The 15,477-nt window shown below is 63.2% G+C and carries 16 protein-coding genes; 13 read left to right on the top strand and 3 right to left on the bottom strand.

Features of this window, described 5'->3' with window-relative positions; genetic code table 11:
• Nucleotides 1-44: 44 nt before the first annotated feature.
• From F4Y38_10950 to F4Y38_10975, 6 genes are all read left to right on the top strand, one after another.
• Nucleotides 45-890, top strand: coding sequence for a hypothetical protein (locus F4Y38_10950; protein MXY49794.1), 846 nt, complete (start codon nt 45-47; stop codon nt 888-890).
• A gap of 5 nt (nt 891-895) precedes the next feature.
• The gene (locus F4Y38_10955; protein MXY49795.1) at nt 896-1,576 is read left to right on the top strand and encodes a hypothetical protein; all 681 of its coding nucleotides are present in this window, start codon (nt 896-898) and stop codon (nt 1,574-1,576) included.
• Between the two features lie 2 nt (nt 1,577-1,578).
• Nucleotides 1,579-2,478 carry a hypothetical protein gene (locus tag F4Y38_10960; GenBank protein MXY49796.1) on the top strand — a complete coding sequence of 300 codons (900 nt, stop codon included), beginning with the start codon at nt 1,579-1,581 and terminating at the stop codon, nt 2,476-2,478.
• Nucleotides 2,479-2,489: 11 nt separating this feature from the next.
• Nucleotides 2,490-3,164, top strand: a complete 675-nt coding sequence (locus F4Y38_10965; GenBank protein MXY49797.1) for a hypothetical protein — start codon at nt 2,490-2,492, stop codon at nt 3,162-3,164.
• Between the two features lie 134 nt (nt 3,165-3,298).
• Nucleotides 3,299-4,321, top strand: coding sequence for an NTP transferase domain-containing protein (locus F4Y38_10970; protein ID MXY49798.1), 1,023 nt, complete (start codon nt 3,299-3,301; stop codon nt 4,319-4,321).
• A 65-nt stretch (nt 4,322-4,386) separates the two neighbouring features.
• Nucleotides 4,387-5,529, top strand: a complete 1,143-nt coding sequence (locus tag F4Y38_10975) for a methionine adenosyltransferase (GenBank protein MXY49799.1) — start codon at nt 4,387-4,389, stop codon at nt 5,527-5,529.
• A 144-nt stretch (nt 5,530-5,673) separates the two neighbouring features.
• On the opposite strand, the gene F4Y38_10980 is transcribed toward F4Y38_10975, so the two are convergent.
• The gene (locus F4Y38_10980) at nt 5,674-6,756 is read right to left on the bottom strand and encodes a YjgP/YjgQ family permease (protein ID MXY49800.1); all 1,083 of its coding nucleotides are present in this window, start codon (nt 6,754-6,756) and stop codon (nt 5,674-5,676) included.
• A gap of 67 nt (nt 6,757-6,823) precedes the next feature.
• Nucleotides 6,824-8,050 carry a YjgP/YjgQ family permease gene (locus tag F4Y38_10985; GenBank protein MXY49801.1) on the bottom strand — a complete coding sequence of 409 codons (1,227 nt, stop codon included), beginning with the start codon at nt 8,048-8,050 and terminating at the stop codon, nt 6,824-6,826.
• A 245-nt stretch (nt 8,051-8,295) separates the two neighbouring features.
• Between F4Y38_10985 and F4Y38_10990 the strand changes: the two genes are divergently transcribed.
• From F4Y38_10990 to F4Y38_11020, 7 genes are all read left to right on the top strand, one after another.
• On the top strand, nt 8,296-8,733 hold the full coding sequence (locus tag F4Y38_10990; protein ID MXY49802.1) for a single-stranded DNA-binding protein: 438 nt from the start codon (nt 8,296-8,298) through the stop codon (nt 8,731-8,733).
• Nucleotides 8,734-9,019: 286 nt separating this feature from the next.
• Nucleotides 9,020-9,502, top strand: coding sequence for a response regulator transcription factor (locus F4Y38_10995; protein MXY49803.1), 483 nt, complete (start codon nt 9,020-9,022; stop codon nt 9,500-9,502).
• 1 nt (nt 9,503) lies between these two features.
• The gene (locus F4Y38_11000) at nt 9,504-11,294 is read left to right on the top strand and encodes a tetratricopeptide repeat protein (protein ID MXY49804.1); all 1,791 of its coding nucleotides are present in this window, start codon (nt 9,504-9,506) and stop codon (nt 11,292-11,294) included.
• A 41-nt stretch (nt 11,295-11,335) separates the two neighbouring features.
• Nucleotides 11,336-12,232: a dihydroorotate dehydrogenase electron transfer subunit gene (locus tag F4Y38_11005; protein ID MXY49805.1), complete on the top strand. Its 897-nt coding sequence runs from the start codon at nt 11,336-11,338 to the stop codon at nt 12,230-12,232.
• The gene (locus F4Y38_11010; GenBank protein MXY49806.1) at nt 12,229-13,179 is read left to right on the top strand and encodes a dihydroorotate dehydrogenase; all 951 of its coding nucleotides are present in this window, start codon (nt 12,229-12,231) and stop codon (nt 13,177-13,179) included. Before F4Y38_11005 ends, F4Y38_11010 begins: the two co-directional genes overlap by 4 nt.
• On the top strand, nt 13,164-13,976 hold the full coding sequence (gene pyrF / locus F4Y38_11015; protein ID MXY49807.1) for an orotidine-5'-phosphate decarboxylase: 813 nt from the start codon (nt 13,164-13,166) through the stop codon (nt 13,974-13,976). Before F4Y38_11010 ends, pyrF begins: the two co-directional genes overlap by 16 nt.
• 116 nt (nt 13,977-14,092) lie before the next feature.
• On the top strand, nt 14,093-14,644 hold the full coding sequence (locus tag F4Y38_11020) for an RNA methyltransferase (protein MXY49808.1): 552 nt from the start codon (nt 14,093-14,095) through the stop codon (nt 14,642-14,644).
• Between the two features lie 38 nt (nt 14,645-14,682).
• Here the strand turns inward: F4Y38_11020 and F4Y38_11025 are convergent, their stop codons facing one another.
• Complete coding sequence (locus F4Y38_11025) at nt 14,683-15,438, bottom strand: chlorite dismutase family protein (GenBank protein ID MXY49809.1); 756 nt, start codon at nt 15,436-15,438, stop codon at nt 14,683-14,685.
• Nucleotides 15,439-15,477 lie beyond the last annotated feature (39 nt).

The following is a 15,477-nucleotide window of genomic DNA, read 5'->3' on the forward strand; positions in this document are numbered from 1 at the left end:
TTTCCCTGCTGCGTGCAGTCTTTGCGTTCGCGGCGATCTTCTCCTTGCTGCAGGCGGACCCCGTTCTAGCCCAGGCCGGCGCCGAATCCGGCTGGTTCAACGCGGACCGGACCCAGGCCCTGGTCCTGGGGATCATCCTGACGGGCGCTATTTTGCTTTACGTCGTGCTGGCCTCCGCGGGCCGGCCGCTTTTCATACGCAAGATCGCCGGCCTGGAGACGGTGGAAGAAGCCGTGGGACGGGCGACGGAGATGGGCAAACCCATCCTCTACGTCCCGGGCCTGAACGACATGGACGAGGTGCAGACCATCGCGTCCATGAACCTGCTGGGTCATCTCGCCACCATCATCGCGGGCTACGATTCCAGGCTGCACGTGCCCGTACGCAAGTCCCTCGTCATGAGCGTGGCCCGGGAAACCGTGCAGCAGTCCTACCTGACCGCGGGCCGCCCCGACGCCTACCAGGAGGACGACATCCACTACGTCTCGGATGCGCAGTTCGCATACGCGGCGGCCGTCGACGGCATCATCGTACGGGAAAAGCCGGCCGCCTGCTTCTACCTGGGCGGGTTCTACGCCGAGTCCCTCATCCTGGCGGAAACGGGCAACTCCATCGGGGCCATACAGATCGCGGGAACGGCAAGGCCTCCCCAATTGCCCTTCTTCGTAGCGGCCTGCGACTATACGCTGATCGGAGAGGAATTGTTCGCCGCCAGCGCGTACCTGTCCAAGGAACCGCGCATGCTGGGCAGCCTGAAGGGACAGGACGCCGGCAAGGGCATCGCCATCGTATTCATCCTGGCCGGCAGTGCGCTGGCCACCCTGGAATCCATTACCGGAAGTGAAACCGTCCGCGAAGTCTCCGAAATCGTACTCTGGCTATTCAGGTAGATCCCATGCGCCGTAGAATACCCCTTATCATCACCTTCATCATCGGCGTGGTCCTGATTACGGGATACTTCGTGACGCGGGGCCCCTTCAATACGCTCTACGAGAGTTTCTCGGACTACTTCGCCATCATTACCGTCTTTGCGTTCATCCTCGGCGGAGGGAGCCTGCTCAAGATCCACCTGAAACGCGTTTCCAGCCGCGCCGCGGACTGGCCCTACAGCGTGGTCACCCTGGTGGCCTTCCTCGTCACCCTGGTGATCGGCCTGTTCAAGGTGGGCAACCCCGGCGGGATGGGCGGGGAGATCCTGGCCTCGGGTTCCTGGCTTCGGTTCATGTTCGACGGGGTCTACAACCCGCTGTCGGCCACCATGTTCTCCCTGCTGGCCTTCTTCGTCGCCTCGGCTTCCTACCGCGCCTTCAGGGCGCGCACGAAGGAGGCCACCATCCTCTTGTCGGCCGCCATGGTCATCCTGCTGGGCAGGACCCCCGTAGGGGCGTGGCTGACGGCCTGGATGCCGGAAAGCCTGGCATTCCTCGAACTGCCGAACCTGGCCAACTGGATCATGGCCTGGCCCAATACGGCCGGCCAGCGGGCCATCATGATCGGAATCGCCCTGGGGGTCATCGCGACTTCGCTGCGCATCATCCTGGGGATCGAACGAAACTACCTGGGCCGGGGAGAATGAGCATGCGGATTCCCGATTCCATCCTGCAGATCGACCGCCGGATCATCTTCCTGCTGATCGGGGCGGCGGTTTGCATCCCCTTGCTCCTGAAACCCCGCTTCCAGGACAGCCCCACGCCCATCGTCCAGTCGATCTTCGACACCGTGGAACGGCTTCCGTCCGGGTCGCGGGTGTTCCTTTCCTTCGATTACGGCCCGGACACCGCGCCCGAGCTGGATCCCATGGCGAAGGCCCTCGTGCGGCATACGATGACACGCGGCCACGAAGTGTCCTTCTTCACCCTGTTCCCCGAAGGGGTGGGACAGATCAAGAAGATCACGGACAACCTGCTGCCCGTGGAGTTCCCGGACAAGGCGTACGGGCGGGACTACGTGAACCTGGGGTACAAGGCCGGTCTGGGCGGCGCCATCAACACCATGGTGGTCAACTTCAGGACGCTGGTCAACGCCGACGCGGAGGGCACGCCGCTCGACGACCTGCCCATAACCGCGGACGTGGACGAGATGGTGGACTACGTCATCATCCTGAGCCTGACCGCTGGGGACCCCGGACTGAAGGAGTGGATCCAGTTCGCGGGCGACATCGCGGGGATTCCCGTCATGGGCGGCGGCACGGCCGTGGTGGCGCCGGAACTCTATCCCTACTATCCCCAGCAACTGGTCGGCTTGATGGGCGGCCTCAAAGGGGCTTCCGAGTACGAGTCCGCCCTGGTGGACCGGTATCCGGCCTACCGGAACGCCACTATGGAGGCCACCATGCGCATGGGTCCCCAGGTCGTGACCCACGTGCTGATCGTCCTGCTAGTCTTGCTGGGCAACCTGGCCTATTTCTTCGGTCGGTCTGGCCGGGCGGCCCGGGCAGGCCGAACGGGCCAGGGTAACCGGGCGGTACGCCGGCCATAGAGGACCTTTTAATGGATGTAACGCTGATGCTCTGGATCGACGCGGCCCTCACGCTGATGATCCTCAGTTTCCTTTACCGGGACAATCCCTTCTACAAGTTCGCCGAACACCTGTTCGTCGGCGTTTCGGCCGCTTACCTGATGGCCGTCGGGTTCTGGGACCACCTGGTGCCGAATCTGCTCGGCAAGCTGTTCCCTTCGCTCATGTCGGGCGTTGTGCCCGGCGCAGAGGGCCGGTCGCCGGACTACTACTACATCATCCCCGCCGTCTTCGGCCTGCTGCTGCTCACCCGCCTGATCGACCGCTGGGCCTGGCTCAGCCGCTGGGCCCTGGCCTTCATCGTCGGCGGCGCGGCGGGATTCAACCTGCCCCGCTTCCTCGATTCGGACTTCATCATCCAGGTCCAGAGCACCATGATCCCCCTCGTGGTGCTCGACGCATCAGGCAACCTGCTCTGGGGCGCCAGCTTTTCACACATCGTGCTCGTCCTGGGCGTGATCTGCGGCCTGGTGTACTTCTTCTTCTCCGTGGAGCACAAAGGCGTGCTGGGACAAGTGTCCCGCGCGGGTATCTGGGTCTTGATGGTGACCTTCGGCGCGGCCTTCGGGTACACGGTCATGGCGCGCATCTCCCTGCTGACCGGCCGGATGGAGGCCCTGGGCGCCTGGCTCGGTTCGATCTTCTGAACAGCCGTGCGGTCCGGCGCCGGAAACCATGATTTCTGTTGCGCGCGGCACGGGGCCGCTGTTTCTTACTGAACCGTTATTTTCGGTCCCGGCGCGTTCCGCCGGGAGAGGGTGCACACGCGCAAGGAAGTTACATGAAAGCCATCATTCCCGTCGCTGGCAGCGGCAGCCGATTGCGCCCCCTCACGCTTGAAACTCCCAAGGCCATGGTCCCCGTCGCCGGCAAGCCGGTGCTGGAATACCTGCTCGACCAGGTAACCGGCATGGGCATCCGCGACGTCGTGCTGGTGATCTCGCCTTCGGGTGACGCCATCCGCCGGTTCGTCGACCGGCGGGACGACCTCGAAGCCCGGTACGTCGTGCAACGCGAGCCGCTCGGGATCGGACACGCCGTGCACCTGTGTGCGGACCTCGTGGATGACGATCCGCTCCTGGTCCTGCTGGGGGATGTCATCTACCTTTCCGATTTCGCTTTCCTGGCCGGGGAGCCGTCCGGCAACGCCATCGGCGTCAAGCGGGTCGCCGGTTACCTGAGCCGGTACGGACTGGTTGAAATCGAGGACGGGCGGATTACCCGGCTGGTGGAGAAACCCGACCATCCCGTATCGAATCTCGCGATCGCCGGAATCTACGGTTTCTCCAGTCCGCGGCCGCTCATGGAAGGACTGGAAACACTTGTGCGGTCCGGACGAAGGACCCGGAACGAGTATCAGCTGACGGACGCCCTGCAGTGGATGGTGGAACAGGGCGAACACCTGGTCCCCTTTGAAGTCGACGACTTGTACGACTGCGGCACACCGGACCGTCTGCTGGAGGCCAACAGGCGGCTGCTCGATCTGAACGGGGGGCGTTGTGACATACCCGGCAGCGTAATCATTCCGCCGGTAGACATCGCGTCCGACGCCCGTGTCCACCGGTCGGTCATCGGTCCTCACGTCGCCATTTCGTCCCGGGCTTCCGTCGCGCGCACCGTCATCCGCGACGCCATCATCGAAAGCCACGCCCGTATCGAGAACTGCGACCTCAGAGGGTCCATCGTTGCCCCCCATGCCGTCCTGGCCGATACGGTAAGGCGTGTTCCGGTCGGCCCGGGTAACCCGGCCAGCCCTGACAGCCCCGACGGCCCGGCCGGCGCGCAATGCGAAGTATTCGTCTGACCCTTAACCGAAACCACTAAACCGATCGTTCCCGACCCACGGGCAGCTCGTTAGGAGCAAGACGCATGACACCTGGTTACCTCTTCACTTCCGAATCCGTTACCGAAGGCCATCCCGACAAGGTCGCCGATCAGATTTCCGACGCGGTGCTGGACGCCGTCATCGAACAGGACCCCTACGCCCGCGTGGCCTGTGAAACCTTCGTCACCACGGGCCTGGTAGTCGTTGGCGGGGAGATCACGACGGACGGCCACGTGGACGCGCAAAGTGTGGCCCGCGAGACCGTCAAATCCATCGGGTATACGGATTCCGGGTTCGGGCTGGACTGGGAGTCCTGCGGCGTGGTCGTCTCCCTCGATCAGCAGTCGGCCGACATCGCCATGGGGGTGGACCGGCAGGGCGCGGGCGACCAGGGCATGATGTTCGGTTACGCGACCAACGAGACCCCCGAGATGATGCCCCTGCCCATCACCCTGGCCCACCGGCTGACCCGGAATCTCGCGGCGATCCGTAAGAACGGCACGGCCCCTTATCTGCGTCCCGACGGCAAATCGCAGGTCACGGTGGAATACGTCGATGGCCAGCCCCGCCGGATCGACACGGTGGTCATCGCCGCCCAGCACGACCCGGACGTTTCGAACGAGCAGATCCGGGAGGACATCGTCAACGAGGTGATCGGTCCCGCGTTACCGGAGGAGTTGATCGACCCGGGCCGGATCAAGTACCACGTCAACGCGACCGGTCGTTTCGTCACCGGCGGACCCCAGGGAGACGCCGGCCTGACGGGCCGGAAGATCATCGTGGACACCTACGGCGGTTACTGCCGCCACGGGGGCGGGGCCTATTCGGGCAAAGATCCCACCAAGGTGGACCGCTCGGCTTCCTACGCGGCCCGCTACGTGGCCAAGAACGTCGTCGCGGCCGGACTGGCCGAGAAATGCGAGATCCAACTCGCCTACGTCATCGGCGTGGCGGAACCGGTTTCCGTCAACGTCAATTCCTTCGGCACCGGCGCGGTCGACGACCTGGAGATCACCCGTCTGATCCGCAAGCACTTCGACCTGACGCCCCAGGGCATCATCGAGAGCCTCGACCTGCGCCGGCCGATCTACCGTCCCACGGCGTCCTACGGACACTTCGGGCGCAACGAGGCGGGCTTTACCTGGGAGAACTGCGACAAGGCGGAGGAGCTCAGAAACCACGCCTGAGCCGTAAGGATCTCACTTCGGCGCTCGGACCAGGGTGCTGCCGGGCGAAGCGAGTCCTATTTAGGCGCTCGGACCAGGGTGCTGCCGGGCGAAGCGAGTCCTATTTAGGCGCTCGGACCAGGGTGTTGCCGCGCGACGCGAGTCTCATTTAGGCGCTCGGACTAGCAGAATCAGGGCCACCAGGCAGAAGAGGGCATTGGCGCCCCATGCCGCCGCCATGGGCTCGAGCAATCCGGCGTGTCCGAAGGCCTGGGCAAAGCGGAGCAGCCCCCAGTAGACGAAACATATACCGATACTCAGGGCGAATCCCACCGCTACGCCGCCCCGTCTCAGGTGAGAGGCCAGCGCGCCACCCAGCAGCACGATGATCAGGCCCGCGCTGGGAAAGGCGATCTTCAGGTTGAGGTCCACGAGGTAGCCCTGCACGTCTCCGCCTCCCAGCTCGACGTTCTGAATCAACTGGTCGAGTTCGCCGTAGCTCATCTCCTCGGGCCGTTTCTGCCCCCGCATGAAATCTTCCGGTGTTTCGGACCATCCGTCCGGTTCCAGTTCGGCGAATGCAGTGTATTCGGACAATCCACCTCCCGTCCGGAACCGACGTTCCACCCCGTTGGAAAGCAGCCAGCGCCCGTCCATCCAGACGGCGCTTTCCGCCGAGAGCACGCTGGAGACGAGTCCGTCGCGGAATTCGGTGACGAAAACCCCCGTGCCCTGCGCGTCGCGTCCGTCGAATACGCGGATATAGAACTGGCGCCCTCCCTCTCCCCTGAAATACACGTCGTTCCGGACGTGCTGACCTGCTCCGCCCTGCAGGTCGACGTGTTCCGACTGGATTTCGGCCCGCTTCATGCTCGAATGGGGAACGAGCCACTCACCGGCCCAGAACAGGCACCCGCTTACCACTGCGCTGACAAGGAGCAGGGGCCGCAGCAGCCGGTACATGCTGAGCCCCGATGCCTTCATGGCGGTCAGCTCGCCCAGCCTGGTCAGTTGACCGAAGGTATACAGGCTGGCGAGCAGCAGGCTGACGGGAATCGTGAGTACGAAGATATAGGGCGTGTAATAGACGTAGTAGAGCGCGATGTATACCGGGGCCACCTCGCGGTCGAGGAAACGATCCAGTTGCTCGATGAGATCGACCACGAAGAAGATGCTGACGAAGGCAACGAGACTGACGGCGATGGCGGTGATGAACAGGCGGAGCACGTACCGGGTGATCAGGGACATGTAACGGCGTTCCTCCGGTGGTATCGAAGCGAGTCGAAGCGAGTCGAAGCGGATCCAAGCATGTCCGTCAGATGCGGTCCCTGCCGGTAACCCAGACCAGGACGGCGCCGGGAACGCCGATGACGATATTCGCCGCCCACATCGCCCAGACGGGATCGATCATGTCGCGGTCGGCCAGTTCTTCACCGCCGAGCAGACAGGCCCAGTACAGCAGGAAGAAGCACAGGCTGACGCCCACGCCGACGCCGATGCTGCCGCGGCGGATGCGAACCCCCAGCGGCGCGCCGATCAGCACGAAGACGAAACAGGCCGCTGAAATGGCGTACTTCTTGTGGATCTCCACGATGTAGCTGTTCTTCTGCCGCTGCCTCAGCGAGACCGTCCGCTCCGCCCGGTCCCTCTCCGCTTCAAGGGAATCCGCCTTCGCATCCGGGTAAACCGGCCCAGGTACCAATTTCGAGGATGCTTCGTCGATCTCCTGTTGCCACTCATCGATTCTGGCGCGCATCATCTGGATGTTCAACTCGCGGTCGCCCCGGACTCCTGCCTCCGACCGCTGGACTCCGGCCGGTTCGGTGCGGATCGTAAACCGCTGCCGCTCGAAGATCTCTTTGAGATAGCGCCCCGAAGATTCGTCCTGCTGAAGCAGTTCTCCGTCGTACAGCATGAGATCGAGCCGGCTGCCCGTCTCGTTGACGTGGAATTCCCCTGACTTCGCCGTCATGAGGCGCGGGTAGCGCATGTTCTCCGTCTCGTAGATGGTGATACTTTCGATTTCGTTGTTTCTCGGGTTGACCCGGTCGATCAGGATGCTGTATCCCGGAATTTCCTTCATGAATATGCCCGCGGTGAAGAGCAACGTGGGACGCGCACGGTGGATGTCGTTCATGAGCGAGCGCGCCCGGTAGTTGGCTTCGGGCAGTATGACGTCCATGAAGAACAGGTGGCCGCTCCCCAGGAGGATCCCGGCTAACAGGACCGGCGATACCATCTGGAAGAAACTGACGCCGCCTGCCTTGAGCGCGGTGACCTCGTTATCGGCCGCAAGCCGGCCGAATGCCATGAGGCTGGCGACCAGCACGGACATGGGGATCGATACTGCGACGATCCAGGCCAGATTGAGGAAAAACACCTCGAGCACGATGAACAGGTCGAGGTTCTTGCCGATGATGAGGTCGGCGATCTGAAATATGATGTCCATCACGAGGATGAACGTGGTAATCACGAAGGAGAAGAGAAAGGGACCGACGTGCGCCTTGAACACGTATCGGTAGAGGTGAACCGGGAGGGTCATGGGCCAATCGGGCGGATAAAGGGCCGGGGGAGGGCGTTCCGACGCGTCCGATGTCGGGTTCCGTCAACAATAGTTACGATGTTTTTCAAAGGTCCCTCGACTATTCGAATATAGCGCGCGATTCCGGGGATAAGCAAGCGGTTTTATCCCGCGCGGCAGTCCCGGGACAGCGGGAAATTCGCTTGACTCGCTCTGTGTATCGCGCTATACTCACTTCATTCTTTTTCATATAAGGAGCATCCCCAATGGCCAGTTTGAATAAAGTCATTCTGATCGGTAATCTCGGCGCGGATCCCGAGATGAGGTACACGCCTGCCGGCCGGGCCGTGGTCAACTTCCGCATGGCCACGACGCGCCAGTGGAACACGCAGGACGGAGAACGGCGGGAAGAAACGGAATGGCACCGGATCGTGGCCTTTTCGAAACTGGCGGAAATTTGTGGCCAGTATCTCAAGAAAGGCGCACCGGTGTATGTGGAAGGACGGCTGCAGACCCGTTCCTGGGAGGATCAGAACGGGATGAAACGGTACATGACTGAGATCGTGGCGAACGAGATGCAAATGCTGAGTGCCCGCCAGCAGAATGAGCTTGCATCGGACCCGCCCGGAGGAACCACAAGCACGGCGACGGAAGTGCCGCCTTCTTCGCCCGAGTCCGATTCCGACGACGATCTTCCGTTCTGACGCCATTCGCGGGATAGCCCGTTCGTCGCAACCGGTTGCTCCTACCAACGTGGGCCTGTAGTGAGACCCCATGACCGTTAGACTTAGCGGCAACGGGCTTCCCCGAATATCGATCCTTATTGCCCGCCAGGAACCCGTCGAACCGCTGATCAGGTGGTTGAGCGGCGCAGGTTACCCCTTAACGGAACTGCATTACACCGTTGTTGAAGACCTCCACGCTCGCATACCCGATTCGGACGTCCTGCTCATCCAGACGGACCGGCCCCGGTCGGTCCTTCCCTTCGTGATGGACGAGCTGCGGTCGCGCGGGTTCCGGCACGCCCCCGCGGTCATCGTCCTGACCGGCTGTGACGCCATTGGAGACCTCGACGTCACCCGGGGAATCGACGATTTCATCTGCGCGCCGTACAACGTCCGCGAGTTCGATCTTCGCATCAAGAACGTCCTCTGGCGGCGCCACAGCGTGCAGATCCAGGATATGATCGTCTGGGGCGACCTGCTGATCAACCTGGGCAACTACGAAGTCACGATCCGGGGCAAGGCGATCGACCTGACCCTCAAGGAGTACGAGTTGCTCAAGCACCTGGCCCGGCACAGGGGACGGGTGTTCACGCGGGACGAGTTGCTGACCGCCGTCTGGGGATACGATTATTTCAGCGGTACGAGGACGGTGGACGTGCACGTGAGACGGCTGCGCATGAAGATCGAACGCCACGGCGTGCATATCATCACGACCGTCCGGGGCGTCGGCTACAAGTTCGGAGATTGAGATGCGCAGGACTTCCTTGATCCTGTTCACTCTGGTGTGCGTGATCTTCGGATGCGCGTACTACAATACGTTCTACAACGCCAGGAAAGCGTTCAAGGAAGGGGAGCGGATTCGTCTCAACCAGCAAACTCCCGATGGCGCCTTACCGCCCCTGGCCCTTGCCTCCTACGAGCTTGCCGTCGAAAACGCGGGTCTTGTCCTGCGGGATCACCCCGGAAGTTCTTATGTAGACGACGCGCTGGTACTGATCGGCGACGTCCGGGCGATCCAGGGACAGCATCTGCAGGCCATCAAGCGGTACGAGCAGGTGCTGAGGCTGTTCCCCGACGGCGAATTTACCGGCCACTGCGTTTTTTCCCTGGGCTACAGCCTCCTCAACGCGGGAGATTCAACCCGGGCCGATGAACAGCTGGACCGCTTCGTCAGGGAGTTTCCCGGCAGCGACCGGTTTCCGGACGCCCTGATGCTTCGGGGAAAGATCGCCTTGGGCGGCGGCCGTTACGGGGAAGCCGTCGCGCGGTTCCAGGAAGTGCTGGAAACGCGCCCCGGCGATGAACGGGAGGCGGAGGCCCGGTACTACATCGCACGCGCCAGGCTTGGAGCGCATCGGTTCGCCGAAGCCCGGGAACATCTCACACAGGCCATTGAGCATGCACGGACCCGGAAGCTTAAGTTTCAGGCGGCTTTCATGTTCGGAGAAAGCCTGCGGCGCGAGGGGGATCTGCCGGCTGCGCTGGGTGTATACGAGTCGTTGCTGGATCAGCGCGCCTTCAGCGAATACCACCCCGAGGTCATGCTGGCGAGCGCCGCGTGCCTGGCCGAAATGGACCTGAATGAATCGGCCGTCTCCACGTACGAGTCGCTCATCACCCGTTTCGAGTCCGACCGGAACCACGCCGAGGAAGTCTCCCGGTCCATGTTCGAACTGGGGGAACTTTACCGGATCGCGGGGGATCTCGATCTGACGGAAAAATGGTATGACGAGGCGCGGCGCAAGAGTCCGCGTTCGTTCTGGGTCGGCGATGAGTCCGACCGGAAGCATCGCGCCATTCGCGAACTGCGACGTCTGGACGGAAACCTCGGAAACCTGCTGGCCGCAATGGAAGCGCTGGAAACCACCGGCGATCCCGAATCGACAACCTCGTCGAACTACGAGAAGTTGACGGCGGACGCGGTCGGCCTGCGATACCAGGTGGCGGAACTGTACCTGTTTCAGTTGGAGATGGCCGATTCGGCACTGAGCCAGTACCGCGCCATAGAAGATGTGTCGAATGATCCCTCCATGGCCGCCAAGGCCGCTTTCGCACGGGGCTGGATACTCGACGAGATGTTGAATGACACGGATAACGCGCGTTCGGTCTTCGATTCCATTGCCGTGCGGTATCCCGGGACCGCGCACGCCATGGAAGCAGCCATCCTGCGGTCGAAGCCCATCGCAGGTGAACTTCCCCCGGACCGGCTCTTTGCCGAGGCGGAACGGCTGCTTTTCGAAGCCGACCGGCCGGACTCCGCGCGCGGGCTCTACGAACGGGTCCTCGAAAGGTATCCGGATGGTGAATACGCACCGCGTGCGCTCTTCGCACTGGGCTGGCTCGCCGAAACGCATTTCGACGATCCGGATACCGCCCTCGACCGCTATCGCGAAATCGTGGAACGCCATCCCCGATCGGAACAGGCAAGTTCCGTCCGCGACAAGATTCGCCTCATGGAGGAACTGCGCGCCGCTGCTGACCCGGACCCGAGCACGGATCCAGACCCGGACCCGGACCCAGACCCGGACCCGGACAAATGATGCGTTGACATCCGGCCCGGCCGGCTGTATTGTAGTGGAGCATGTCCACCATCCCCATCTGCCAGTACGACGCCGAGATCCTCTCCAACCGTGAGATCGGTCCCGGCCTGTACTGGATCGACCTGCTGGCACCCGAAATCACACGACACGCCCTGCCCGGTCACTTCGTACACCTGATCGCTTCCGATGTCTCCGAGGACAGCAGCCGGCAGACCTGGCTCCGTCACACCCCCTTGCTCAGGCGACCCTTCAGCATTGCCGAACGTGATCCGGAACGCGGCGTTTTCGGGCTCATATACCGGATCGTCGGCGGCGGAACCGAGATCCTGGCGACACGGCGCCGCGGAGAACGGGTCGACGTGCTCGGACCCCTGGGAAGGACGTTCGAGCCGGTGCGCGCGGGACGGCCGGTGATCATGGTCGCCGGGGGCGTCGGCGTAGCGCCCTTTCTCTCCCTGGTCCAGGAGACGGTAAGGGATGGACATGCGCGACCCTCGGAAATAACGGTGCTCTTCGGTGCGGCCACGGCGAGCCTCTTGAGCGGGGAAGAGAAATTCCGCGAACACGGGGTCGACGTCAGGTTGGCGACCGACGATGGCACGACGGGCCATCACGGCCTGGTGACGGACCTGCTGGAACGGGAACTGGCCTCCTCGCCCCGGCGATGCGCCTATCTCTATGCCTGCGGACCGACGCCCATGATGCGGCGTTGCCAGGAAATCGCCCGGGAGGCCGGTATCGACGGACAGGTCTCCCTCGAGGGGATCATGCCCTGCGGCGTGGGCGTGTGCATGGCCTGTGTCGTGCCCTGCGCCGCCCCCGGTGCTGACCCAGGCGCCGCTCCCGGCGCCGTCCACGGTGAACCGTCTTCGTCCCGACGCTACAAGCGGGTCTGCGACGCTGGCCCGGTGTTCGACATGCAGGAGGTCGTGCTGTGACGGCACCACCCGATTTGACGGTAAACATCGGTGCGCTGAAGCTGAGGAATCCCGTGCTCGCCGCATCGGGCACCTTCGGATACGGATCGGAATACGGTCGGTTCGTGGATCTATCCGATTTCGGCGGCATCGTCACGAAGACGCTCACGCCCGAGCCCTGGCCGGGCAATCCCCCACCCCGGGCCGCGGAGACGGCCGCCGGCATGCTCAATTCCATCGGACTGCAGAACGTGGGCGTGGAGGCCTTCATCCGGGACAAGATGCCGTACTTGAGAGAGGTGGACACCGCGTTGATCGTCAACGTGGGCGGAGGTCCGGTGGAGGAGTTCGTCTACGTGACCGAACGCCTGTCGGACTGCGAGGGCATCGACGCCCTGGAGATCAACATGTCCTGCCCTAACGTGTCCGGGGGCATGGACTTCAGTACCGATCCACGGCGCGCGGCGGAACTGGTTTCCACGCTAAGGGGCATCACGGAACTGCCGCTCATCGCCAAACTCACGCCGAACGTCACGGACATCGGGGAGATCGCCCGCAGCGTCGAAGAGGCCGGCGCCGACGCCATATCGGCCATCAACACCCTGCGAGGCATGGCGGTGGACATCCGCACGCGCCTCCCCATGCTCGGCGCCGTCACGGGGGGTCTGTCGGGTCCGGCCATCAAGCCCGTGGCCGTTGCGGCCGTCTACCGGATCGCATGCCAGGTGGCCGTCCCGGTCATCGGCATCGGCGGCATCATGAGCGGAGAAGACGCCGTGGAGTTCCTCGTTGCGGGCGCCACGGCCGTCCAGGTGGGCACGGCCACCTTCGTCGAACCCCGTGCCGGACCGTCTGTAGCGCGTGCGCTGGCCGAATGGTGCGCCGCGTCGGAAGTGCACTCGGTCCGTTCGCTGATCGGAAGCATTCAAATCCCTTCACATGAGGACGCCCCATGTCACCGTTCGTAGAAAGTCTGAACCGCGCCCGGGCCGCAGCAAACAGCCTGGTCTGCGTGGGGCTCGATCCGGACCTGGATCGATTCCCGGAGCACCTCAGGTCGGAACCGGACGCGGTATTCGATTTCAACCGGGCGATCATCGAGCACACATCGGACCTCGTTTCGGCCTACAAGCTGAACATCGCGTTTTTCGAGGTCATGGGCTCCAGGGGTTACGAAGCGCTGGAGCGCACGCTCACGATTATACCGGATGGGGTCGTGGTCATTTGCGACTGCAAGAGGGGAGACATGGGGAACAGTGCCCGCATGTACGCAAAGGCGCTGTTCGAGCATTTCGATTTCGACGCGGTGACCGTCAATCCCTATCAGGGACGGGATTCCGTGCAGCCCTTCCTGGACTACACCGACCGGGGGGTTTTCATCCTCTGCCTGACTTCCAACGAAAGCGCGCGTGAATTTCAGTACTTGTCCGTCAACGGACACCCGCTGTACCTGGAGGTGGCCAGCGCGGCCAGGTCATGGAACACCTCCCGGAACGCGGGCCTGGTCGTGGGGGCCACACAGGCGGAATCCCTGGCGGGCATCCGCGCCGTCGCGCCCGATATGCCCTTGCTGATCCCCGGGATCGGTACCCAGGGCGGCGACCTGGAAACGGTCATCCGCGAAGGCGCCGACGAGCATGGCGGCGGGCTGCTCATCAACTCCTCCCGGAGCATCCTCTACTCCTCAGGTGGCCATGACTTCGCCGAGTCCGCCCGGGCGGCCACCCTTAGGCTCAGGGACGAGATCAACGACCTGCTGCCCTGAACGCCCCGCGGGAATCAACGCCCCGCGCGTATAAACGCCCCGCGGGAATGAACGCCCCGCGCGAATGAACGCCCCGCGGGAATGAACGCCCCGCGCCATCCTGGAGAACCGGAGACATGGAGACGAACTTCGAGGTCCGCAGCTTCGACGCGGAGATCACGAAGGAAGCGTACGACCGGCTGCCCAAGCTGCCTCTCTACTTCGTCCTGGAAAACCTGCGCAGCGCATTCAACGTGGGCTCCATCTTCCGGACCTGCGATATCCTGCGGGTGAAGGGCCTTTTCCTGTGCGGATACACGGCCTGTCCGCCCCACGCGAAACTGGAGAAGACCGCCCTGGGCACCATCGACTACGTCCCCTGGCGTTACTTCGAAACGGCCGTCGATGCGGTCGACTACCTGCAGGATCAGAGCATCGCGGTGTGGGCCGCCGAAACCACGTCGGAGTCGGTGTCGTACGCCGCCGCGGTGTTTCCGGACGAACTGGCCATTGTGCTCGGCAACGAAGCGCTCGGGGTGAGCCGGGACGTACTGGAGCGCTGCGACTGCCTGGTCGAGATCCCCACGCGGGGCTACAAGAATTCACTGAACGTGGCGTCCGCCTGCGCCGTCCTGGGATTCAAGGCGCTGGAGACTATGGAACGGGCGCGAGACGGTTCGGGAGGATGACGCTGGTAGGTTACGGGTCGCTCGACCGTTACGGGTCGCTAGGGCCAGATCTTCTTGCCGACGAAGAACGGTCCGAGCGAATCGATGTACAATGCGGTCTGCTGGGTCTTGCGCATGTCCTGCACGACCCTTGACAGCGGGTAGAGTTCCTTGCCGATAAGCCCGATGACGAAGTCGTTGTCCGCCTCGTCGAGCCCGTAGCAGGCCAGGCGGATATCGTGGGCGAAGTCGGCCCGGCCGTAGGCTCGTCCGATGTGGGCGTGCTCCATCAGGATCTGGCGCTGTTCCTTGTGTTCCAGCCTCGCGAAGGCGCCGTTGCGCCGCAATGGGTACCAGATGGCCCAGGTCCAGTCGGGATTGAGCACGGTGTTGCGCGGCCGGTGGATGAGCGATTCCATCAAATCCGGCTCGTATCCCATGGAGTAGGTCCTGCCGAGCATCGTCATGGACCCGCGACGGTCCAGGACATCGAATGGCCGTTCCGTCAGGAGGTTCCGTACATCGGATACGAAGGTGTCGGGATCTTCGGCGAGAAACAGCACGCCGATGCCCACGGGATCGTTGACATCGAGGTACACTGCGGCGTCCAGGCCGGAATCCTTGAGCCTGGCCGCGATGTCGTTCGCCATGGTCCGGTTCTGCCGGGGCTGGCCAGGCTGGCCGGCGGATCCGGTGCCGGACAGGGTGAACACGTTGAGCTGCATATACAGCCGCGTTTCGGCCGTCTGGGGCTGCCCGTCAACGGGCGCTCCGTGTTCAAGGATGTCGGGGGTTTTCCCGGTTTCTTCACTCACTGCGCTTCCCTGTTGCAAATTCCGCGATATCACGTGATA

It is taken from the genome of Gemmatimonadota bacterium (assembly GCA_009838645.1).
GTDB lineage: Bacteria > JAAXHH01 > JAAXHH01 > JAAXHH01 > JAAXHH01 > JAAXHH01.